The organism is Cypionkella sp. PAMC25878, assembly GCF_058135695.1.
This window is the reverse complement of the sequence record NZ_CM176871.1, coordinates 3,742,603-3,764,043: the sequence shown is the minus strand read 5'-3', so window position 1 is coordinate 3,764,043 and position 21,441 is coordinate 3,742,603. Positions and strand designations below refer to the sequence as shown.

The following is a 21,441-nucleotide window of genomic DNA, read 5'->3' as shown; positions in this document are numbered from 1 at the left end:
TTTTATTGGACAAGAGGTATTGAATAGGTATCTCATGGCAGGATCGAGGGAGATTCGGATGACGCTGCCTGTAACGGAACTTCTGCATCCTGCCGCAATCGGCTTGGACACGCTACCCGGTGTGGCGGTGTTGGGGCATTTGTTGGCGGCTCAGGCCTCTGCTGTGCAAGCGGTCAGCTCGGCTTTGCCGCAGATTGAGGCCGCGGCGGTGCTGATGGCGCAGGCTTTGCAAGGCGATGGCCGCTTGGTCTATGCCGGGGCGGGGTCTTCGGCACTGATGGCGGTGGCCGATGGGCTGGAACTGGGCGGGACGTTTGGTGTCGCGGCGGACCGGGTGCTGCTTTTGATGGCGGGTGGTTTGCCAGTAGATGCGCGGATGCCGGGCGATACCGAGGATGATGCGGATGAAGGCATGCGGGCGGCAGAGATTTTGCGCGCGGGGGATGTGGTGATTGCGGTGACGGCTTCGGGTGGCACGCCTTATGCTCTGGCTGTGGCCAAGGCGGCGCGGGCGCGCGGGGCTACGGTGATCGGGATTGCCAATGCGGTTGGGGCCAAGCTGTTTGACCATGCCGATGTGGCGATTTGTTTGCCAACACCGCCAGAAGTGATTGCAGGCTCGACCCGGATGGGGGCTGGGACGGCGCAGAAGGTGGCGTTGAATATGATGTCAACGCTGATGGGAATACGCTTGGGCCAAGTGCATGATGGCATGATGGTTGGGCTGGTGGCGGATAATGACAAGCTGCGCGCGCGGGCGGCCACGATGGTGGCGCGGATCGCGGCGGTGGATGAACTGCTGGCAGCGCAGGCCTTGGTGATGGGGCAGGGTGCGGTGAAATCCGCGGTGCTGATTGCATTGGGGCAGGCGCCAGAGACGGCGCTGGCTTTATTGAGCGAGACCAAAGGAAATCTGCGCGCGGCGATCGCACGCAGCGATAAAAACGGCAACTGAAGCCGGTGATTTTAACCAACAAAGGGAGATTCCCATGACCAAGACCAAACTGATCGGCGCTCTGCTGGCCAGCACTCTGCTGGCAAGTGCGGCCTATGCCGAGGATGTGACGCTGACCATCGAATCCTGGCGCAATGACGATGTGCTGATCTGGCAAGACACCATCATTCCGGCGTTTGAGGCCGCCAATCCCGGTATCAAAGTGGTATTCGCGCCGACGGCTCCGGCGGAATACAATGCGGTGCTGAACTCGAAGTTGGATGCGGGATCGGCGGGCGATCTGGTGACCTGCCGTCCGTTTGATGCCTCGCTGGAACTTTACAAGAAGGGCAATCTGGCGGACCTGACCAGCTTGGCGGCGATGGCGAATTTCTCGCCGGTGGCTAAATCGGCTTGGCAGACGGATGATGGGGCGGCGACGTTCTGCGTGCCGATGGCTTCGGTGATCCACGGTTTCATCTACAACAAAGACGCGTTTGATGCACTTGGCATTGCAGTGCCGACCACGCGTGACGAGTTCTTCGCGGCGCTGGACAAGATCAAGGCCGATGGCACCTATATCCCGATGGCGATGGGCACCAACGACCAGTGGGAAGCCGCGACGATGGGCTATAACAACATCGGGCCGAATTACTGGAAGGGTGAGGAAGGCCGTTTGGCGCTGATCGCAGGCACGCAGAAGCTGACCGATGCCGATTGGGTGGCCCCGTTCACCGAGCTTGCGCGCTGGAAGGATTATCTCGGCGACGGGTTTGAAGCGCAAACCTATCCTGACAGCCAGAACCTGTTCACCTTGGGCCGCGCTGCGATCTATCCGGCGGGTTCGTGGGAAATCTCGGGCTTCAATAAGCAAGCGACGTTCAAAATGGGGGCATTCCCGCCGCCGGTGCAAGCGGCAGGCGATACCTGCTATATCTCAGATCACACCGATATCGCGCTGGGGATGAATGCGAAAACCGCGCATCCCGATGAAACCAAGAAGTTCTTGGAATGGGTGGGCTCGCCCGAGTTCGCCACGATGTATGCCAACGCGCTGCCGGGCTTCTTTAGCCTGAACTCGACCCCGGTTGCGATGGAAGATCCGCTGGCGCAAGAGTTCGTCTCGTGGCGCAGCAAGTGCCAATCGTCGATCCGCTCGACCTATCAGATCTTGTCGCGTGGCACGCCGAACCTCGAGAATGAGACCTGGAACGCCTCGGCCAACGTGATCAAAAGCACCGAGACGCCGGAAGCTGCTGCGGCCCGTCTGCAAGAGGGCTTGGCCAGCTGGTACGCGCCGCAGAAGGCCAAGTAAGCCTGCGCTTGATTGAAAACGCCGGGGGGCTACAGCGCCCCCCGGACCCCTGCTTGGCGCGCATCCTGCAAACGCAAAGGCCGAACGCATGTCCGACCGCAAACCCTTCCGCTGGCATATTCTGGTGTTTCTGGCGCCCGCTGTGCTGGTCTACACCGCCATCATGATCATCCCCTTGTTCGCGACGCTGAACCTGTCTTTGTTCACCAAGGTGGATCGGGTGTCGCAGTTCAACGGCTTGGGGAATTTCCGCACGCTGTTCGGTGATCCGCGCTGGTCGGCGAGTTTCTGGAATGCTTTGGGCAATAACACCTGGTTCTTCATCGTGCATATGCTGGTGCAGAACCCGATTGGGATTTTGCTGGCGGCGATCTTGTCGAACCCGCGGCTGCGTGGGGCTGCGTTTTACCGCACGGCGATTTTCATCCCGACGATCTTGAGTTTCGTTGTGGTGGGTTTTGTCTGGAAGCTGATGCTGTCGCCGATCTGGGGCGTGGCGCCGGATTTGCTGAACGCGGTGGGGCTGAAATCCCTGTTCGCGCCGTGGCTTGGGAAAGAGGCCTATGCGCTGACCACCTTGGCGCTGATCTCGGTTTGGCAGTTTGTCGGTATTCCGATGATGCTGATTTATGCGGCGCTTTTGAGCATCCCCGAGGAGGTGATTGAGGCTGCTGAGATGGACGGCGTCACCGGGGCGTCGCAGTTCTGGAAGATCAAGCTGCCGCTGATCCTGCCGAGCATCGGGATTATTTCTATCCTGACATTTGTCGGCAATTTCAACGCCTTCGATCTGATCTATTCGGCGCAAGGCGCGCTGGCGGGGCCGAATTTTGCCACCGATATTCTGGGCACGTTCCTCTATCGCACCTTCTTCGGCTTTCAGTTGCAGCTGGGCGATCAGAACATGGGGGCGACGATTGCCACCGCGATGTTCTTCATCATCCTGATCGGCGTCTGCATCTATCTGTTCGCCATCCAAACGCGGCTGCGCCGCTATCAGTTTTAAGGGGGCCGCGATGTCCGTCTCACGCCATTCTCCCGCCCGCAGCGTGGCCGCCCATGCCGTGCTGATCACCTACACGCTGATCGCGCTGTTCCCGGTTTTTGTGATTGTGATCAACGCGTTCAAATCCCGCAAGGCGATCTTTGCGCATCCTTTGGCCTTGCCGAATGCCGAGACTTTGGATTGGGTCGGTTTCAAAACCGTGCTGAAACAGGGCGATTTCTTTCAGTATTTCCTGAACTCGATGACGGTGACGGTGGGCAGTCTGTTCTTCGTGCTGCTGTTTGGCGCGATGGCGGCGTTTGCACTTTCGGAGTACCGTTTCAAGGCCAATACCATGGTGGGCCTGTATCTGGCGTTGGGCATTATGATCCCGATCCGGCTGGGCACGGTCGCGATCTTGCAGCTGATGGTGGCCAGCGGGCTGGTCAATACGCTGACCTCGCTGGTGCTGGTTTATACCGCGCAGGGCCTGCCTTTGGCGGTGTTCATCCTGTCGGAATTCATGCGGCAGGTGTCGGATGATCTGAAAAATGCCGGGCGGATTGATGGGCTGTCGGAGTATCGCATCTTCTTCCGGCTGGTGCTGCCGCTGATCCGGCCGGCGATGGCGACGGTGGCGGTGTTTACCATGATCCCGATCTGGAACGATCTGTGGTTTCCGTTGATCCTAGCGCCTGCGGAAAGCACCAAAACCATCACTTTGGGCAGTCAGGTGTTCATTGGCCAGTTTGTGACGGACTGGAACGCGGTGCTGGCGGCGCTGAGTTTGGCAATTCTGCCAGTGCTGGTGCTGTATTTGATCTTCTCGCGCCAACTTATTCGCGGCATCACCGCTGGCGCAGTTAAATAGGGACCTGTTCAATGACCATCAAAGTTCTCGTCGCGGGCCTCGGCAATATGGGCCGCAGCCATGCGCTTGCCTATCACAACGACCCGGCGTTTGAGATTATCGGGTTGGTGAACCGCTCGAAGGTCGATCTGCCTGCCGAGTTGCAGGGCTATCCGCTGCTGACCGATTATGCGCAGGCTTTGGCGGCACTAAAGCCCGATCTGGTTTGTGTGGCGACCTATTCCGACAGTCACGCCGAGTATGCTTGTGCGGCTATGGCTGCGGGGGCGGATGTGTTTGTCGAAAAACCGCTGGCCACCACCGTGGCCGACGCGCGGCGGGTGCAGGCGATGGCGGTTGAGACGGGGCGCAAGGTGGTGGTCGGCTACATCCTGCGGCATCATCCGAGTTGGATCCGGCTGATCGCCGAGGCGCGGGCGTTGGGCGGGCCGTATGTGTTCCGTCTCAACCTCAATCAGCAATCCTCGGGCCCGACATGGGAGGTGCACAAGGCGCTGATGCAGACCACGCCGCCGATTGTCGATTGCGGCGTGCATTATGTCGATGTGATGTGCCAGATCACCGATGCGCAGCCTGTTGAGGTGCGCGGCATGGGGCTGCGGCTGTCGCAGGATATCGCGCCAGATATGTATAACTACGGGCATTTTCAGGTGATTTTCGCTGATGGCTCGCTGGGATGGTATGAGGCGGGTTGGGGCCCGATGATGTCGGACACGGCGTTTTTCGTCAAAGATGTGGTCAGCCCGAATGGCGCGGTTTCGATCAGGATGCCGGAGTCTGCGCGCTCGGACGATATCGACACCCACACCAAAACCTCGCTGTTGCGGGTGCATAAGGTGGCAACGGGGGACACCGATATTTCGATGGCGGACGAGCCGGGGCATCAAGAGTTGTGTGACCGTGAGGCCGCTTACGTTGCCCGCGCGATCAATGAAAACCTCGATCTGACCCGGCATATGAATGACGCGGTGCAATCTTTGGCGATCTGCCTTGCGGCGGACGAAAGCGTGCGATCCGGCCAACCTGTCAAGCTAGGAGCCTGAAATGGGCAATCTGACCCTTTCCAATGTTACCAAAAGCTTTGGTGCGACAGACGTAATCAAGGGCGTCAATTTGACGGTGGAAGACGGCGAGTTCTGCGTGTTCGTCGGCCCCTCGGGCTGTGGGAAATCGACGCTGCTGCGGATCATCGCGGGGCTGGAGGACTCCAGCGGAGGTGAGATCAAAATCGACGGGGTTTCGGTGAACAACACCCCGCCCAGCAAGCGCGAGATCGCCATGGTGTTCCAATCCTACGCGCTTTACCCGCATCTGACGGTGCGCGACAATATGGGGCTGGGGCTGAAGCAGGCGGGGTCAACGGCGGCGCAGGTGGCGCAAAGTGTGGCGCGGGCGAGTGGCATGCTGTCGCTGGATGCGCTGCTGGATCGCCGCCCTGCCGAGTTGTCGGGCGGGCAGCGCCAGCGGGTGGCGATTGGCCGCGCGATTGTGCGCACGCCGAAGCTGTTCCTGTTCGACGAGCCGTTGTCGAATTTGGATGCGGCGTTGCGGGTGAACACGCGGATCGAGATTGCGCGGCTGCACCGCGAGTTGAAGGCCACCATGGTCTATGTGACGCATGATCAGGTCGAGGCGATGACCTTGGCCGATAAGATCGTGGTGCTGAATGCGGGGCGGGTCGAACAAGTTGGGCGGCCGATGGATCTCTATAACGATCCCGACAATGCTTTCGTGGCGGGCTTTATCGGCAGCCCGAAGATGAACTTCCTGAAGGCGCAGGCTTTGGGCGAGCAGGGCGAGACGGTGGGTGTACGGCCCGAGCATCTGGCAATCTCACGCGATGCAGGGGTGATTGCCGGGCGGATCAGCCATGTCGAAAAGCTGGGCAGCGAGACGCTGATCTATGTGCGCGCGGAACCGCATGGCCTGCTGACGGTGCGGCAGTTTGGCGAGCAGGATTTCGCGGTGGATGAAGCGGTGTATCTGACCCCTGACGCGCCACGGGCGTTCCGGTTTGATGCGGGCGGTTTGCGGATGCGGTGAGGCAACCCTCCACGCCGCCCCGGCTCAAGGCCGGGGCGGCGTGGAACCTTATATCAAGACAGCAAAAAGCGCCCGAAAGGGCGCTTTTTTCATGCAGGTTTTTGGATTTCCGATGGAGCGGGCGATGAGATTCGAACTCACGACCCTAACCTTGGCAAGGTTATGCTCTACCCCTGAGCTACGCCCGCAACCGTCGGATGGCGGTGAGATAAGCGAGCGGCGCGGCGGCTGCAAGGGGAAAAATGCAGTCGCCGCGCGGATTTATCTGTGGCGGTTACGCGGAGGCGATGGCGGCGGTTTTGGCCGGGGCTTTCACCGTCGCGGCGGCATGGATCAGCGCCTCGGCGATGTAATCGAGTTCAGCCTCGGTCAGCCGGGTTGGCAGGCGGACGTCGCAGGCGCGCATCAACATCGCACGGGTCTGCGGCAGATCGGGGGCGGGGCCAAGGAATTCCCAGTTCCAGAACGCGCGGGCATTGCCTTCGGTCAGACCAAAGATCTGCACCGAGACGCCGCGCTGTTTGGCATGGGCTTGGAAGGCGAAAGCCTGCGCGTCGGTCCAATCCCCGCCGAGGTTAAACTGGATCGAGTCGGGCGCGCGCTGTTCAGGCGGCAGGGCGGGTGGCACGGTCAGGAACGGGCTGGCGTTCAGCTGGTCCGCGACTCGGTCATGCCCAGCGCGGCCCTTGGCGACGCGGGTGGCGACTTCGGGCAGTTGCGGGCGGATCACGGCGGCGGAGAGGTTCTGCATCCGCATGTTGTAGAGCGGCAACTTGTTTTGCCACAGCATGTAGCTGTTCTGCATGCCGGGATGCTTCTTCCAGTTCTGCTCATAGGCGCCCGACATGATCACGCAGCGGGCGGCAATCTCGGGATCATCGGTGATCAGGATGCCACCTTCGCCTGCGTTGACCAGCTTGTAGGATTGGAAGCTGAAGCAACCGACCTTGCCAATGGTGCCGATATTCTTGCCGTTCCAAGTGGTGCCCAAAGAGTGGGCGGCGTCTTCGATCACCGGGATGCGCTTGGCATCGCAGAGGGCCATGATCGCGTCCATATCGCTGGTATGGCCGCGCATGTGGCTGATCAGAACGGCGGCTGCATCGTCAAGTTTGGCGGCGAAATCCACCATATCGACGCGGTAATTCTCGCCAACCTCAACCAGAACCGGGGTGCAATCGGCATGGACGACGGCAGAGGGGACGGCGGCGAAGGTGAAGGCGGGGATCAGGATGTTTGCGCCGCGCGGCAGGTCCAGCGCTTTGATTGCAAGGAATAGGGCGGCGGAACACGAGGCGACGGCGAGGGCGTATTTGCTGCCCAGAAGGTCGGCAAATTCCTGTTCCAACAGGGCTACCGGCGCGCCTTCGGCGGCGGTGTAGCGGAACAGGTCGCCCGAGCTGAGCAGCCGTTCAATCTCGGCGCGTGCGGCTTCCGGGATCGGTTCGGCGTCGTAGGTTTGCGGGGCGCGGGTTTGTCCGTCAGCAGCCATGATCACAGCTTTCCTTAAACTCTTCTTCAGGAAAGCTTTAAACGTAAGGTCTGTGACAGGCTAGTGACAATCGCGGGCTTCGGGCGAAATCCGCCTATTTGTCAGGCAGATTTTGCTTTGCAACAGAGACTTGGCAACACAGCCCCGCTGCGGGGGGCGGTCTTTGGAGATGAAATCGCTTATAGGCCGAGGCGGTCGCGCATGCTATACCACGTCATCGCCAGCACCAGCATCGGCCAGCGCAAAGCCGCACCGCCGGGGAAGCGCGGTTGCGGCAGGCTGGCCATCAGATCGAAACGCTCGGATTGCGCTGCGGTAGCTTCGGCGAGGATTTTACCCGCAAGGGTGGCCATCGCGACGCCGTGACCGGAATAGCCAGAGGCGGAGAGGGTGTTGGGATAGGGCCGGGTGAAGCAGGGCATCCGGTTCATGGTGATGGCGAGGGTGCCGCCCCAAGCGTAGTCGATCTTGGTGCCTTTGAGTTGCGGATAGACCTGAAGCATCGGTTTCGACACGGTTTTGATCAGGTCGGGGAAGCGATAGCCATAGGATTCACCACCGCCAAACAGCAGGCGGTTGTCTTCCGACAGACGCCAATAGTTGACGACGAATTTGGTGTCGGCGACGGCTATGGGTTGCGACAGGATGTCTTTGGCAAGGTCGCCCAAGGGTTCGGTGGCGAGGATGAAGTTGTTGATCGGCATGACTTTTGCCGCGACTTTCGGCGCGAGATTGCCGAGATAGCCGTTGCCCGCAAGGATTAACTGTTTGGCGTGAACACGGCCTTGGGCGGTGTGAACAACGGGCTGCGCGCCGTGGTCGATCTGGGTGACTTCCGAGAGTTCGTGCAACCGCGCGCCGGATTTGGCGGCGGCAGCGGCAAGGCCAAGCGCGTAGTTCAACGGGTGCAGGTGGCCCGCGTCATGGTCGATCTCGCCGCCTTTGTAGACCTTGGAGCCGATCAGGGCTTGGATGCCTGCGCGGTCCAGCGGTTCTAGGTGGTTGTAGCCGTAGTCACGGTAAAGTTTTTCGGCATAGGCATGGCTGTCGCGGACCTGTGCCTCTGTCCAACAGGCGTGGGCGATGCCGGAGTGGAAGCTGACGGGCATGTTATGCGTTTGGATGAGGTTTTTCACCAAATCCTTTGATTCTTCAGCTAAATCCCATAGTTTATGGGCGGCTTGCCCCCCCACTGCCTTCTCGATCCAATCCTGATCTTGGCGCTGGCCGGAGCCGACTTGCCCGCCATTGCGCCCTGAGGCGCCGAAGCCGAGTTTATGGGCTTCCAGCAGCAGCACATCATAGCCCTTTTCGGCCAGATGCAGCGCTGCGGACAGGCCGGTATAGCCGCCGCCGACGATGCAAACGTCGGCGCGGGTCTCGCCTTGCAGGGGCGGGAAAGGGGCGAGATTGGTGCGGGTGGCGGCGTAGTAAGACGGGGGGTAGGCCCCCGTCTGATCATTGGCGTGCAGAAGGTTCATCTTACACGTTCAACAGCAGGTGTTCGCGTTCCCAAGGGCTGATGACTTGCAGGAACTCTTTGTATTCATTGCGCTTTACAGAATCGTAAACCGCGACGAATTCTGGGCCCATCACCTCGCACAAAGCTTTGTCTTCTTCCAACAGGTCAAGCGCATCGCCCAGGTTGACCGGAATATCGTCGCTGTCGATATAGGCGGAACCGGAGAATTCCGGGCGCGGGTTTTTCTTTTCCATCAGGCCAAGATAGCCGCAGGCCAAGGTGGCGGCGATGCCAAGGTAGGGGTTGCAATCCATCCCCGGCAGGCGGTTTTCGACGCGACGGCCAGCGGGGCTGCTGATCGGGATGCGGATACCTGTGGTGCGGTTGTCGCGGCCCCATTCAAGGTTAATCGGGGCTGCAAAATCCGGCACATAGCGGCGATAGCTGTTCACATAGGGGGCCAGCAAAGCGATGGCCCCGGTCAGGTGGTTCTGCATCCCGGCGATGAAATGCAGGAAATGTTCTGTCTCGCCGCCCTTTTTGTCGGAAAAGATGTTCTTGCCGGTTTTGCTATCGACCACCGAAGTGTGGATATGCATCGCCGAGCCCGGTTCGCCTGCGATGGGTTTGGCCATGAAAGTGGCGAAACAATCGTGGCGCAGGGCGGCTTCGCGGATCAGGCGCTTGAAGAAAAACACATCATCGGCCAGACGGATCGGGTCACCGTGGGCGAGGTTGAGCTCGATCTGGCCCGCGCCGCCTTCTTGCAGGATGCCATCAATCTCTAAACCTTGCGCCTCGGCGAAGTCATAGATGTCGTCGATCACCTTGCCGTATTCGTCAATCGCCGAGAGGCTATAGGCTTGCTTGCCCGCAGCCCTGCGGCCCGAGCGGCCCATCGGCGGGATCACTGGCTGGTTGGGGTCGATGTTGCGGGCGGTCAGGAAAAACTCCATCTCGGGTGCCACAACCGGGGTCCAGCCTTGCGCGGCATACAGGTCCATGATCCGGCGCAGCACGTTGCGCGGCGCGAAGGGCACGAGGTTGCCGTCTTGGTCCTTGGCGTCGTGGATGACTTGCAGCGTCACATCGGCTGTCCAGGGGGCGGCGGTGGCGGTGGTGAAATCGGGCTCCAGAATCATATCCGGCTCGGTGAAAGCGTCGAACGGGTTGTCGGCCCACTCGCCGGTGATGGTTTGCAGGAAGATCGAATTGGGCAGGAAGTAGTTGGCTTGATAGGCGAATTTCGCCGCTGGCATCGCTTTGCCGCGCGCCACGCCTGCGATGTCACCGATCACACATTCGACTTCATCCACCCGGCGGTCACCGATGTAGTTGCGGGCTGCCTCTGGCAGTTGGTCGGTCCATTTGGACATTTTTTCACACTGTTGGTTGTCGGGTTATTCCCCGGCGAGGCTGGGGACTTAGGGTCTTTTGGCCTTGAAGAAAGCAGCGATCTGCGCCGCCATCGTCTGGTCTTGCATCGGGTCTGACAGCCGGTCTGCGGCTGCCGCCATGACCTCGTCGGGGACCAGACCTTTGCCCCGAGTTTGCATTAATCCATCAATGAATTCAGGGCGAAATTCAGGATGGGCTTGCACGGTCAGCATCCGATCATCATAGATGAGTGCTGCGTTGGTGCAAAAATCGTTTGTTGCCAGAACCGTGGCATTGGCGGGCTTTTCGGTGACTTGGTCACGGTGCCACGCGTTCAGCGTGAGGTGCTGGCCGTTGAAATCGTAATCGGTGGCACCGACAGCCCATCCGCCTGCGTAACGTTCGACCTTGCCGCCCATCGCTTGGGCGATGATCTGGTGGCCAAAGCAGATACCAACCATCGGGACATGGGCGGCGTAGACATCTCGGATGAAGACCTCCAATGGCGGAATCCAAGCATGATCTTCATAGGCGCCGTGGCGTGAGCCGGTGATCAGCCAGCCTTCGCACTCTTTAACCGAGGCCGGAAATTCACCCTCAACCACGCGGTAAGTGCGGAAGCTAAAGCCGTTTCCCGCCAGCAGGCGCGCGAACATATCCGGGTAGTCGCCGGAGGTTTCGACAAGCGCGTCAGGGGCAAGGCCGGTTTGCAGGATTCCGATAAGCATGTGCTGTCCACGTTAGGTAAGGCGAGGGTAGCGCAGCACCCCCCCGGTCGGTCAAGGGGGATGCTGAAAGGGTTTGATCAAACGCTAGGAGCAAGGCGATTTCCGCGCGGAAATCGTGGACGGAATTCGCGCGAATTCCGGCTTAGACCGTGTCGAGGTAAAGCTCGATGCGCTCGGCGTCGGTGAGTTCGCCGATGTAGTGATGCTCTTGCCGTTTGGTCGAGATCAGGTTCTTGATCAGCTCGGGGTGGATGAAGCGCGCGACGATTTCGGATTGCTCCATCGCGTCAATCGCGGCTTCCCAACTGGTCGGGATCTGCGCAAGGCCTTCAACGGCGTAAGCGTTGCCGACAATCGGGCTGGGCGGCTCCATCTGATTCTCGATGCCGTCCAACGCCGCACCCAAGATCGCGGCGAGCATCAGATAGGGGTTCACATCGCCGCCCGCGACGCGGTGTTCGATGCGGCGCGCGGCGGGGTTGCCTGCCGGGATGCGGATCGCGGCGGTGCGGTTTTCATAGCCCCAAGCGATGGCAGTGGGGGCGTGTTTGCCCGGTACCAGACGCTCATACGAGTTCTGGTGCGGCGCGAAAATCAGCGTGGAATCGTGCATTGCATTGAGACAGCCTGCGACGGCGTTTTTCATCATTGCGGTGCCTTTCGGGCCACCGCTGTCGAAAACGTTGTCGCCCTTTTCATCGATCACGCTGAAATGGGTGTGCAGGCCGGAGCCGGAATATTCGGGGTAGGGCTTTGCCATGAACGAGGCCGCAAAGCCGTGGCGGCGCGCCAAGCCCTTGACCAGCATCTTGAACAACCATGCATCGTCGGCGGCGCGCAGGGCGTCGTCGCAGTGCATCAGGTTGACCTCGAACTGACCCAAGCCGGTTTCCGAGGTTGTGGTGTCGGCGGGAATGTCCATCGCTTCACAGGCGTCGTAGAGGTCGGTGAAGAAAGTGTCAAAAGCGTCAAGTGCCCGGATTGACAGGGTTTCTGCGGCTTTTCGCACCTTGCCGGAACGCGGTGAGGCGGGGGCTTGCAGGGTTTTGCCGCTATCGTCGATCAGGAAGAATTCCAACTCGATCGCGCAAACCGGGGTCAGGCCCCGGGCTTTGAACCGATCCACCACAGCGCGCAGGGCGTGGCGGGGATCGCCTTCATAGGGGGTGCCGTTTTCGCGGAACATCCAGATCGGCAGCAAAGCGGTGGGGGCTTCCAGCCATGGCATCGGCATGAAGCCGCGCTCGGTCGGCTTCAGGATGCCGTCTTGGTCGCCCTGTTCGAACACCAGCGGGCTGTCGTCAATATCTTCGCCCCAGATGTCGAGGTTCAGCACGGAAAACGGGAAGCGCGTGCCGTTCTTGACCACGTTGTCGGCAAAGCGCGCAGGCACGCGTTTGCCCCGGGCTTGCCCATTCAAATCCACCGCCGCCACACGAATCGTGCGCACGTCAGGATGCTTTCTCAGCCAGTCTTTCATCATTACACATCAGGAAGGCACGAAGCCGCCCACACTTGCCGCAATGGCCAGCGGACAGATCAGATCATGCCCTTGATCCTATCCTTTTTTGTGATCCCGGCGGCTGCCACGATAGCAGTCCCGCAATTTGATCAAATGTAGGTTACTATCGGATAAGCTGAGGACGCAAGCGAATTCTGTTGCGGATGTTTTGCGGCAGGTGGCGGTTGAGATGAGCATTGATGCGGCCAAACAGCCAGATCACCGCCAAGGTCAGCAACACGAAGTAGAAGGCGACGATGGGATAAGGGATGAACGGGTTGAAGGTTTTGTCGGCGAAGTAATTGGCGTAGTAGAGCGCGTCGCCCTGTTGGCTGAGCGCGGGGAAGCCCGAGAAAAACACCAACGTCGTAGACTGAAACAGGAAAATCGCCTCGTTGGTGTAACTGGGCCAAGCGAGGCGCAGCATGGTCGGCCATTGGATGCGACGGAATTTGGCGAAACCGGTGATGCCATAGGCTTCCGCCGCCTCTAGGTCGCCCTTGGGAATGGAACGCAGGGCGCCGTAGAAAATCTCGGCGGAATAGGCGGCGGTGTTGAGGAACAACACGATCAGCGCACCCGCCCAAGCTTTGGTCAGCCAGGATGAGGTTAGGGTCAGGCCGAATATCTCGATACCCGTGCGCGGCAGCATCACGAGCATTTCGTAGGCGAGGAAGAACTGGATGAACAGGGGCGAGCCGCGGAAGACGAAGACGAACCATTCGGCGGGTTTGCGGATGAAGGGGTTGTGGGCGATGCGGGCCAAGGCGAGGGCATTGGCGAGGAAGAAGCCGAACAGCAGCGCCAAAGCGCCGAAATAGACGTTCCAGATCAGGCCGGAGCCGATCAGAGTGAATTGTTGGCAAATGGTGAAATCGGTCTTCGGCAACAGCTTTGCACCGATACCGATCGAGCGCAGCGCGTAGTCGGTGAAGGTTTCCCAGCAGCTCATATCGCGGCCTTTCGCATGGCTTCGCCTGCGGCGGTGGCTTGGCCTTTGGACAGGCGGTTGGAGATGCGGGTCAGCACGATTTCCGAGAGCTTGGTCATCAGAAGATAGAACACCAACAGGCCAAGGAAGTAATACAGCCGCCAATCGGCGTGCGGGTAGTCATAGGCTTGGGTCTTGGTGCCGCCCAGCTCGCGGGCGTAGTAGACGATATCCTTGACCGAGAGCAGGAACAGCAACGGCGTGGCTTTGATCAGGATCATCCACAGGTTGGTCAGGCCCGGCAGCGCGTAGGTCCACATTTGTGGCACCAGCACGCGGCGGAAGACTTGGCCGTGCGACATCCCGTAGGCCTCGGCGGTTTCCAGCTGGGCATGGGGCACGGCCTGCATCGCGCCATATATTACATTGGCGACGAAGGCACCGAACACGATGGCGAAGGTGATCACCGCAAGGCCAAAGCTGTAGGCTTGGAACATGAAGGGTGATGCGGTCGCGGGGGGGACTTTGGCTTCGGCGCAGACGTGGAATTCGAGGCCTCGGAACACTGGTTGCGACAGATCTTCACAGACGCGCAGGTGGTTGAGGTATTCGATGCCTTGGTCCAGCGCGATCACGAAGAACAGGAAATACACGATGTCGGGCACGCCGCGCACCATCGCGGTATAGGCTTTGCCGATCCAACGCAGCGGCGCGATCTGGCTGCGCGCGGCCATCGCCCCACCAAAGCCCAAGGCCATCGCGACCGGGGCGGTGATCGCCAGCAGCAGCAGCACGGTGACAAAAGACCAATAGAAATCAAGGTGCTTGCCCGAGGTCAGGTAGCACATGGCCCAAGTCAGGCCCTCAATCGCTTTGGGGGTGGCGCAAACTGCGAACATCAATATCGGTCCGATGGGGCGGAAAAAGCCCCCCGATTTGCACCGGAGGGCGTTTGAGTGATTAGAATTTCAAGCCTTCCGGGCCGAAATACTTCTCAATCAACGCGTTCAGCGAACCATCGGCTTTCATCGCTTTGATCGCGGTGTCGAGTTTGCCTTTCAACTCGGTATCCGATTGGCGCAGACCAAGTCCGACGCCGCCACCGATGGAGATATCTTCGCCGACGAAGACCAAAGCGCCATTGGACTCGGTCGCGAAGGGACGCAGGTAGTCTTTGTCGGCGAACACAGCCGCAGCCTCACCATTGCGCACGGCGGCGACGGTTTCATCCGGGGTGGGGAATTCCAAGAGGGTGGCACCGGATTCAGCCACATAAGCGGCTTGGATGGTGCCGACTTGCGCCGAGACAATGCCGGTTTTCACATCGGCATCCGCCGAGGCGGCAAGATAGGCCGAAGCGGCTGGCGGGTAGTAGTTGTCCGAGAAGGTGATGACCTTGGAGCGTTCATCGGTGATCGACATGCCGGCGATGATCACGTCGTAGTTGCCCGATTGCAGGTTGGGAATGATGCTGTCCCATTCATTGGTGGTCCAAGTACATTCCAACGCGGCCCGCTTGCAGACCTCATCGCCAAACTCGCGCTCAAAGCCCGCGACTTCGCCCTTGTCGTCGATGAAGTTGAACGGAGGGTAAGCGCCCTCGGTGGCCAAGCGCACCACGTCAGCCGAGGCAAAGCCTGCCGATAGGGCCATGAGGGCGGTGGCGAGAAGCAGTTTTTTCATTGGAGTCTCCCAGTTGGTTTTTGGTTTGGTGTTTTTGGTCTTAATGCGCGCCTGCGGAGAGAAATCCACGCAGACGGTCGGTCTTGGGGTTGCCGAACAGCTCGGACGGCGGGCCCTGTTCTTCGATTTTTCCGAGGTGCAGGAAGATGACGTGATCGGACACGTCGGCGGCCAGCTTCATATCATGAGTGACGAGGATCATCGTGCGGCCTTCCTCGGCCAGCGCCTTGATCACACGGATCACCTCTTGCTCCAGTTCGGGGTCAAGGGCAGAGGTCGGCTCGTCAAACAGCAAAGCGCGGGGTTCCATGCACAAGGCGCGGGCGATGGCGGCACGTTGTTGTTGGCCGCCGGACAGCATCGCGGGCCAAGCATCGGCTTTGTCGGCAATTCCAACCTTGGCGAGGTATTCGCGGGCCTTCGCTTCGACCTCTTTAGGGTCACGCTTCATCACCGTCACCGGGGCTTCCATGACGTTTTGCAGGATGGTCATATGCGACCACAGGTTAAACTGTTGAAACACCATGGAAAGATTGGTGCGCATCCTTGTGACTTGTGCGCGATCAGCCGGGTGGCGGCCAAGCCCTTGGCCCTTCCAGCGCACCGGTTCGCCTTCAAAGCGGATCTCGCCCTGTTGGCTGTCTTCCAAGAGGTTGCAGCAGCGCAAGAGCGTGGATTTGCCAGAACCCGACGAGCCGATCAACGAGACGACATGCCCGCGCGGGGCGATCAGATCGACGCCTTTCAACACCTCAAGCGCGCCATAGCTTTTGTGTAAATCGTGGATCGCGATGACGGGTGTATCGGCAGATTCGTTCACTTGGGGGCCTTAGATGAGGGCAGGTGATTGAATAGGCCGCAGAATTGGTGCCATTGCAACGGGTTTTGCAGCGCATTTTGGCGTGTGCTTGGGCGTTTTGCCTAAAGGTTGTGCGCAATCTGTTCAGGTGAGGCAGGCGTAGGCACCGCAAGATAAGCGCTGGCCGGGATCGCGATCAGGCCTTTCAGGTGCAATGTGGCCTTATCTGCCGCGCTGAGGGCGGCAATCGCGGTTGCGGTGATGCGGAAAAAAACTGCTGCATCGTTTGTTTTGGCGGTGATATAGGGCAGCACCGGGGTTGGCGGCTGGGTGCGGGCTATTTCTTTCAGGCGGGCGGCGAAGGGCTCGTATTGGGACAACAATTCCCATGTCAGCGCATCAATCGCGGCGATGTCGGCGCGGGAGTCTGCCACGGCAAGCGCAGATAGTCGGTGGCCGTCGGTTTGCAGGCTGGGCGGGAAATGCAGGCCGTGGGTAGCCGCGTGGTTTTGCGGTGCTGCCCAGCCGGATTGGCTGAGGTCTTCGTTATAGGCGAAGGGCGCGTCGGAAAATTCGTTGAGGGTGCTGCGCGGGTCGTCTTTGCGGGCAACGAACACCGAGTTGTAATGGCCGGGCGGGCAGCCGGGCAGGCCATAATCCGGCGTGCCGATCAGGGTGACGTGGTTGTGCAATTTGGCGCGGAATGGAAAACCGCAGGTTTGTGAGAACACCAGATCGGACGATTGCCACGCATCCCAGTAGGCGTGCTCGCCTCGGGTCAAAGCGTCGGGGGCTTGGATACCTTCGGCGCGCAAACCGTCGCGGATATTGGCCCAGAGCCGATCATTGGCGGCGGCGGTTTCCGGGCGGTCATACATGCCAAGGCTCGCGATCATGTGCGGGCGGCTTTCTGGCGGGCTTGCGCGGATTCGACGTCCGAAAGGCCCAATAGGCTGGCGAGCAGGCGCATTTGCTGATCTTCTGATGCATCGCGTTGGCCATCGGCGAGGGCAACTGACCACAGGGCCTCAACCAATCCGGCGCGATCTTCTAGGGGCACGGCGGCTTTGAGGGCGCGGGTGAAGCGGACGGTATCGGGGGCTTGCTGCTCGAAATCCTCGGCTTTGGCGCGCAGGGCGGCTGCCTCAAACGGGTCGAGGCCATTGCGGGCCATCAGGATTTTCTCAATCCGCTCAACCTCTTCAACGGCATAGAGCCCGTCGGTTTTGGCGACCCTGACCAACAGGGCAGCAAGCGCCAACCGCGCGTCGGGGTCGGCCATGCGGGGCGGGGCGGGAGCCAGAAGGCTGCGGAGGATTTCTGCGAACATGCAGGCAGGATAGGCGGGTGCTCTGGCCTTGCCAAGTGGCGTTGCTGGCCCTGAAGCGCACGAAGCGGTTACGGGCGGCGGATTTTTCCCGAACTGATCGGCACTGCGCTGCCTTTGATGCGGACGGCGATGAGGCCTTTTGTGCTGGCCTCAATGGTCAGGCCGATGCTGGAGGGGCGCCCCATCTCGACGCCTTGGCGTAGGGTCAAGCTTGTGCTGCCCAAGGGGATCACGCCGGTGCGCCAAAGCTGCGAGGCCAGAATAGCGCTGGCTGACCCGGTGGCGGGGTCTTCGGCGATACCTGCGGTGGGCGAGAACATCCGGGCTTGGTAATCGCAGGTCGCATCAGTGGCGGCGGCGCCGGGCGTATAGAGATAGGCGCTGTCCACGTCCGCCAAGGCCATCAGCACGGACCAATGCGGCTCATGCGGTATGGCTTGGCCGAGGGTGGCGAGGGTGTCGATGGGGACATAAAGGAAGCGCGGGCCACCTTGATGGGTGGCGGGGCGGTGGTTGGCAAAGCCGATCTGGGCGGAGGTGAGGCCAAGGCTGGCGGCGATCAGATCAACCGACAGGTCAGTTTTCACCGGGAAGGGCAGCACCGGGGCTACGAATTCGGCCTCAATATGGTTGCCGTGGCGGATGACGGTAACGGGGACGAGGCCTGCTTCTTCTTCAAGGGTGATCAGGGTTTCGAAATCGCCCGTGTGTCTGGCGCAGGCGAGATGGATAGCACAGCCGATCGTGGGATGGCCCGCAAAGGGGATTTCAGCGGTGGGAAAGAAGATGCGGACGCGGGCGGTGTGGGCGGGGTTTTGCGGCGCTTGAACGAAGATTGTCTCGGACAGGTTGAACTCGCGCGCGATGATCTGCATTTCGGCGGGGGGCAGGGTGTCGGCGTTGAGGACCACGGCGAGCGGGTTGCCCGCGAATGGGGTTTCGGTGAACACATCGAGAGTGTGAAATTCCAGCATTTGAAGATTCCAGCCTTTGAGAAATCTGACCTTTATAGTGCCTTGAAATGCGCCTCAATCCGGGCGGCTTCTTCGGCCAGACCGTAAGGCGGATTGAGGATGAACATGCCCGAGCCTTCCATCCGATGCCCCTCCCGCGCCGGAGGGAAGCGGACTTCCGTGCGCAGCGCATCGGGGAACTGCGCTTCGAGGGCTTTCAGCATTGAGCCATGCGGGCCACCGGTCAAAAGTGGATACCACAAAGCGATGATCCCGACGTTCCATTTGCGGTTGATGTTGGCGATGTGCTTGGGGATGGCGTCGTAATCGGCCTTCACCTCGTAGCTGGGGTCGATCAGCATCAAGCCGCGGCGCGGGGTGGGGGGCGTGATGGCGAGGGCGAGATCGAAGCCATCTTTCTGGTAGATATGTGCGCTCCACGGGTTCAGAGCGTGGCGCAGGTGTTGGTGTTCTTGCGGGTGCAGTTCCGCCAGATGGATGGTGTCTTGGTCACGCAGGGAGAGGGCTGCGATCAGGGGGGAGCCGGGATAGGCCATCGGGCCGTAGCTGGCGCGGACCTCGTTGAGGCGGTTGCGGTAGGGGTGCAGGGGCGGGAACCACGCCTCGGCGATGGCGATGCCTGCCGCGGCCTCCCCGGTTTTCAGCGCCTCATCCGCCCCCAGATCATAGAGACCCCGGCCCGCGTGAGTCTCGATATAGGTCAGCGGTTTGTCTTTTTGGGTGAGGTAATCGAGCATGACGGCCAGCAGCGCGTGCTTCTGGACATCGGCGAGGTTTCCGGCATGGAACAGGTGTTGATAGCTGAGCATGCGGGTTTATAGGGCGGGAATTTCGGCGGGGGAAGGGGATTTGCGCAAGGTCCCAACTCGGGACCTTTTTTAGTCGTGTGATTTCAAGGGGATGGGGTGGCGGATTTAAGGATTTGTTAAGGTTTTCGGCTATTTCCGCAGGCAAGAACTGCCGTCGGTTTTGAATATCCCGCTGTGGCGGTAGTTCTTCAGCGCGGTGCGGGCGGCGAGGGTGATCAGGCAGTCCATCTCATCCTGCCGATCGGGGTTTGGGGTTTGCAGGGTGGCGGTGATGCCGAAGGCCGGGGTGCCTTTGTAGGGGATCTCGTAGGCTTCGGGCGAGATGCCGACGGTGGCGGAAATCGTGTACAGCCAGACCCGGTTTGCGCCCGTGCCGACCCAACGGCCCACATCCGAGTCGGGTTCGACATTCACCACCAGATCGGCGCCGGGACCGTTTTTCGCTTTCAGGCCCGATTGCGCCATCACCTTGGCCAAGGGCGGCAACAGATACTCGCCATAGCCCGAGCTGTATTGGGTCGAGGACAGCTGGATGATGTAGCTTTTGCCCGCCAGCGGATCGGCTGCGGCTTGGGTGGCGAGCAGGGCGAGGGCGAGGGCTAGGCGGGGCATATGGGCACCGGGGTTGTTCAGGTCAGGATAGGCGTGGCGGAGGCTTCGGGCAAGGTCGGCGTTAGCGGTTGGTTAAGGATGATGCGGGAGAGTTGGCGGGAGGGCTTGATTGGATATAGCGAAAAGGGTATATAGCGGAAATGCAATGGTCGGTGGAAACACATGATGGTGTTGATGATGAGATAGAAGCTTTGCCGGATGGGCTACGGGCCAAGCTGATGCGACTTTTGGCGATGATTGAAGGCTATGGATTGGAGCGGATGCATGAGCCGCATGTGAAGCATCTGGACGGCAAGCTGTGGGAATTGCGGGTGAGTGCAAGCGAAGGCATCGCGCGGGGGATTTATGTGACGCTGACCGGGCGGCGGGTGCTGGTGCTGCATGTGTTTGAGAAGAAGGCGCAAAAGACGCCGAAGCGGGCGATGGACCTTGCGCTGAGCCGAATGAAATCGAGGATGACATGACCAAACTGGCGGACCTACATGCGAAATTCATGGCTGATCCCGCATATGCGGCCGCCTATGCCGAGGCGGATGCGGAGTATTCGGTGATTGAGGCGATGATCTCGGCGCGGGCTGCGGCGGGGCTGACGCAAGAGGCTTTGGCGGAGCGGATGGGCACAACGCAATCGGCGATTGCACGGCTGGAGGGCGGGCGGGTGTCGCCCTCGGTTGAGACCTTGCGGAAGTATGCGAAGGCGGTGGGGAAAAGGTTGCGGGTGGAGATGGTGTGAGGGGTAGGGTGGTTTTTTAACCCACCTTGGCGCGTGGATGGTGGGTTGGAAACCCACCCTACGGCGCGGACGGGGTTGTCGCAGGCGGAGTTTGCGCGTTCGATTGGGGTGAAGAAGGCGACGTTGTTGAATTGGGAGCAGGGGCGGCGCAAACCGGACGGCCCGGCGCGGGTGCTGCTGGCGCTGATCGCCAAGGAGCCGGGGATTGTGCAACGGGTTTTGGGGGAGGGGTAGTTTTCGATAACCTTTGCGCGACTTTGTGTGAACTTGGCGGCTGAACCTCACTCTACTGTTTGGAAGAGTGCTGAAGCGGCACAGTAGAAAGGCCTTGAACATTCAGATCATTTGATCTAATTTGAGCAAATGATCCATATTGATCAGCGGGAGCTTAAAATGCCGGAATTTCGAAAATTTGAAGATGGCGCAAGAACTTATGCTAGAGCGCAGCAGGCTTGGCAAATATTGACTGCGTATGTGCAATTTAAGCTGGAGCTGACGAAAGAGGAAATTAGCTCAAGCGTCGACCTTGAACGCCTTGGTCCCGGCGTTATCACTTATGGGAAATTGGGCAAGCTAATGGGTTTTTCAGATCAAACTGCTGGAAGGCAAGCCATAAAGCCTGTTCGGCACATCTACCGATTTTGCGAAGCAAACGGTTTACCTTTGCTAAGTGCAATGGTCGTTAGGAAAGATACCGGACTTCCTGGTTGGGACTATATGGTTCCCGACCAAGCGGCATTGGATAGAATAAAAGCCGACGTTCTCAGTCATAACTGGTTCGAAATTCGGACACCTTCCGCGAGTATTTTTAAGAACTATCCATTAAGTGACGGCGTAGAGTAACTCTAATGCTACGCACGTA

The 21,441-nt window shown here is 59.9% G+C and carries 24 protein-coding genes and 1 tRNA gene; 10 read left to right on the top strand and 15 right to left on the bottom strand.

Annotation, left to right across the window (positions count from 1 at the left end):
• Positions 1-58: 58 nt before the first annotated feature.
• From ACS5RD_RS18475 to ACS5RD_RS18450, 6 genes are all read left to right on the top strand, one after another.
• Entirely contained in the window at positions 59-955 is an 897-nt protein-coding gene (locus ACS5RD_RS18475) for an N-acetylmuramic acid 6-phosphate etherase (RefSeq protein WP_489928604.1), read from the top strand.
• A gap of 34 nt (positions 956-989) precedes the next feature.
• Positions 990-2,249 (top strand): ABC transporter substrate-binding protein, encoded by a 1,260-nt coding sequence (locus ACS5RD_RS18470; RefSeq protein WP_489928603.1) that lies wholly within the window; start codon positions 990-992, stop codon positions 2,247-2,249.
• A gap of 88 nt (positions 2,250-2,337) precedes the next feature.
• Positions 2,338-3,255: a carbohydrate ABC transporter permease gene (locus ACS5RD_RS18465; RefSeq protein ID WP_054004693.1), complete on the top strand. Its 918-nt coding sequence runs from the start codon at positions 2,338-2,340 to the stop codon at positions 3,253-3,255.
• A 10-nt stretch (positions 3,256-3,265) separates the two neighbouring features.
• Positions 3,266-4,105 carry a carbohydrate ABC transporter permease gene (locus ACS5RD_RS18460; protein ID WP_054004692.1) on the top strand — a complete coding sequence of 280 codons (840 nt, stop codon included), beginning with the start codon at positions 3,266-3,268 and terminating at the stop codon, positions 4,103-4,105.
• A gap of 11 nt (positions 4,106-4,116) precedes the next feature.
• Positions 4,117-5,148 (top strand): Gfo/Idh/MocA family protein, encoded by a 1,032-nt coding sequence (locus tag ACS5RD_RS18455; protein ID WP_489928602.1) that lies wholly within the window; start codon positions 4,117-4,119, stop codon positions 5,146-5,148.
• 1 nt (position 5,149) lies between these two features.
• Complete coding sequence (locus ACS5RD_RS18450) at positions 5,150-6,148, top strand: ABC transporter ATP-binding protein (protein WP_054004691.1); 999 nt, start codon at positions 5,150-5,152, stop codon at positions 6,146-6,148.
• A 113-nt stretch (positions 6,149-6,261) separates the two neighbouring features.
• Here the strand turns inward: ACS5RD_RS18450 and ACS5RD_RS18445 are convergent.
• The 15 genes from ACS5RD_RS18445 to ACS5RD_RS18375 form a co-directional block, all read right to left on the bottom strand.
• Positions 6,262-6,336, bottom strand: a tRNA-Gly gene (locus ACS5RD_RS18445).
• A gap of 86 nt (positions 6,337-6,422) precedes the next feature.
• Positions 6,423-7,640, bottom strand: a complete 1,218-nt coding sequence (locus ACS5RD_RS18440) for a DegT/DnrJ/EryC1/StrS family aminotransferase (protein WP_489928601.1) — start codon at positions 7,638-7,640, stop codon at positions 6,423-6,425.
• 179 nt (positions 7,641-7,819) lie between these two features.
• Positions 7,820-9,121, bottom strand: a complete 1,302-nt coding sequence (locus ACS5RD_RS18435) for an NAD(P)/FAD-dependent oxidoreductase (RefSeq protein ID WP_489928600.1) — start codon at positions 9,119-9,121, stop codon at positions 7,820-7,822.
• 1 nt (position 9,122) lies between these two features.
• Positions 9,123-10,478, bottom strand: a complete 1,356-nt coding sequence (locus ACS5RD_RS18430; protein ID WP_489928599.1) for a glutamine synthetase family protein — start codon at positions 10,476-10,478, stop codon at positions 9,123-9,125.
• A gap of 48 nt (positions 10,479-10,526) precedes the next feature.
• Positions 10,527-11,207, bottom strand: coding sequence for a type 1 glutamine amidotransferase (locus ACS5RD_RS18425; RefSeq protein ID WP_489928598.1), 681 nt, complete (start codon positions 11,205-11,207; stop codon positions 10,527-10,529).
• A gap of 142 nt (positions 11,208-11,349) precedes the next feature.
• A complete protein-coding gene (locus ACS5RD_RS18420; protein ID WP_489928597.1) occupies positions 11,350-12,687 on the bottom strand; it encodes a glutamine synthetase family protein in 1,338 nt (445 codons plus the stop codon).
• 145 nt (positions 12,688-12,832) lie between these two features.
• Complete coding sequence (locus ACS5RD_RS18415; RefSeq protein WP_489928596.1) at positions 12,833-13,660, bottom strand: ABC transporter permease; 828 nt, start codon at positions 13,658-13,660, stop codon at positions 12,833-12,835.
• Positions 13,657-14,538, bottom strand: a complete 882-nt coding sequence (locus tag ACS5RD_RS18410; protein WP_054004729.1) for an ABC transporter permease — start codon at positions 14,536-14,538, stop codon at positions 13,657-13,659. The genes ACS5RD_RS18415 and ACS5RD_RS18410 overlap by 4 nt, the downstream gene beginning before the upstream one ends.
• A gap of 61 nt (positions 14,539-14,599) precedes the next feature.
• The gene (locus ACS5RD_RS18405) at positions 14,600-15,322 is read right to left on the bottom strand and encodes a transporter substrate-binding domain-containing protein (RefSeq protein ID WP_054004685.1); all 723 of its coding nucleotides are present in this window, start codon (positions 15,320-15,322) and stop codon (positions 14,600-14,602) included.
• Between the two features lie 40 nt (positions 15,323-15,362).
• Positions 15,363-16,142, bottom strand: a complete 780-nt coding sequence (locus tag ACS5RD_RS18400; RefSeq protein ID WP_489928595.1) for an ABC transporter ATP-binding protein — start codon at positions 16,140-16,142, stop codon at positions 15,363-15,365.
• Between the two features lie 101 nt (positions 16,143-16,243).
• Positions 16,244-17,017, bottom strand: coding sequence for a phosphate/phosphite/phosphonate ABC transporter substrate-binding protein (locus ACS5RD_RS18395; RefSeq protein ID WP_489928594.1), 774 nt, complete (start codon positions 17,015-17,017; stop codon positions 16,244-16,246).
• Positions 17,014-17,451, bottom strand: a complete 438-nt coding sequence (locus ACS5RD_RS18390; RefSeq protein WP_489928593.1) for a tellurite resistance TerB family protein — start codon at positions 17,449-17,451, stop codon at positions 17,014-17,016. The genes ACS5RD_RS18395 and ACS5RD_RS18390 overlap by 4 nt, the downstream gene beginning before the upstream one ends.
• Positions 17,452-17,519: 68 nt before the next feature.
• Positions 17,520-18,425: a PhzF family phenazine biosynthesis protein gene (locus ACS5RD_RS18385; protein ID WP_489928592.1), complete on the bottom strand. Its 906-nt coding sequence runs from the start codon at positions 18,423-18,425 to the stop codon at positions 17,520-17,522.
• Positions 18,426-18,457: 32 nt separating this feature from the next.
• Positions 18,458-19,234, bottom strand: a complete 777-nt coding sequence (gene rlmJ, locus ACS5RD_RS18380; protein WP_489928591.1) for a 23S rRNA (adenine(2030)-N(6))-methyltransferase RlmJ — start codon at positions 19,232-19,234, stop codon at positions 18,458-18,460.
• A 129-nt stretch (positions 19,235-19,363) separates the two neighbouring features.
• Positions 19,364-19,846: a hypothetical protein gene (locus tag ACS5RD_RS18375; protein WP_489928590.1), complete on the bottom strand. Its 483-nt coding sequence runs from the start codon at positions 19,844-19,846 to the stop codon at positions 19,364-19,366.
• 140 nt (positions 19,847-19,986) lie between these two features.
• On the opposite strand from ACS5RD_RS18375, the gene ACS5RD_RS18370 reads away from it, so the two are divergent.
• The 4 genes from ACS5RD_RS18370 to ACS5RD_RS18355 all read left to right on the top strand — a co-directional run bounded on the left by ACS5RD_RS18370 (position 19,987) and on the right by ACS5RD_RS18355 (position 21,422).
• Complete coding sequence (locus ACS5RD_RS18370) at positions 19,987-20,310, top strand: type II toxin-antitoxin system RelE/ParE family toxin (protein WP_489928589.1); 324 nt, start codon at positions 19,987-19,989, stop codon at positions 20,308-20,310.
• Positions 20,307-20,579 (top strand): helix-turn-helix domain-containing protein, encoded by a 273-nt coding sequence (locus ACS5RD_RS18365; protein ID WP_489928588.1) that lies wholly within the window; start codon positions 20,307-20,309, stop codon positions 20,577-20,579. Before ACS5RD_RS18370 ends, ACS5RD_RS18365 begins: the two co-directional genes overlap by 4 nt.
• A gap of 45 nt (positions 20,580-20,624) precedes the next feature.
• Positions 20,625-20,813: a helix-turn-helix domain-containing protein gene (locus ACS5RD_RS18360; RefSeq protein WP_489928587.1), complete on the top strand. Its 189-nt coding sequence runs from the start codon at positions 20,625-20,627 to the stop codon at positions 20,811-20,813.
• Positions 20,814-20,942: 129 nt separating this feature from the next.
• On the top strand, positions 20,943-21,422 hold the full coding sequence (locus ACS5RD_RS18355; protein WP_489928586.1) for a hypothetical protein: 480 nt from the start codon (positions 20,943-20,945) through the stop codon (positions 21,420-21,422).
• The last annotated feature ends 19 nt before the right edge of the window (positions 21,423-21,441 follow it).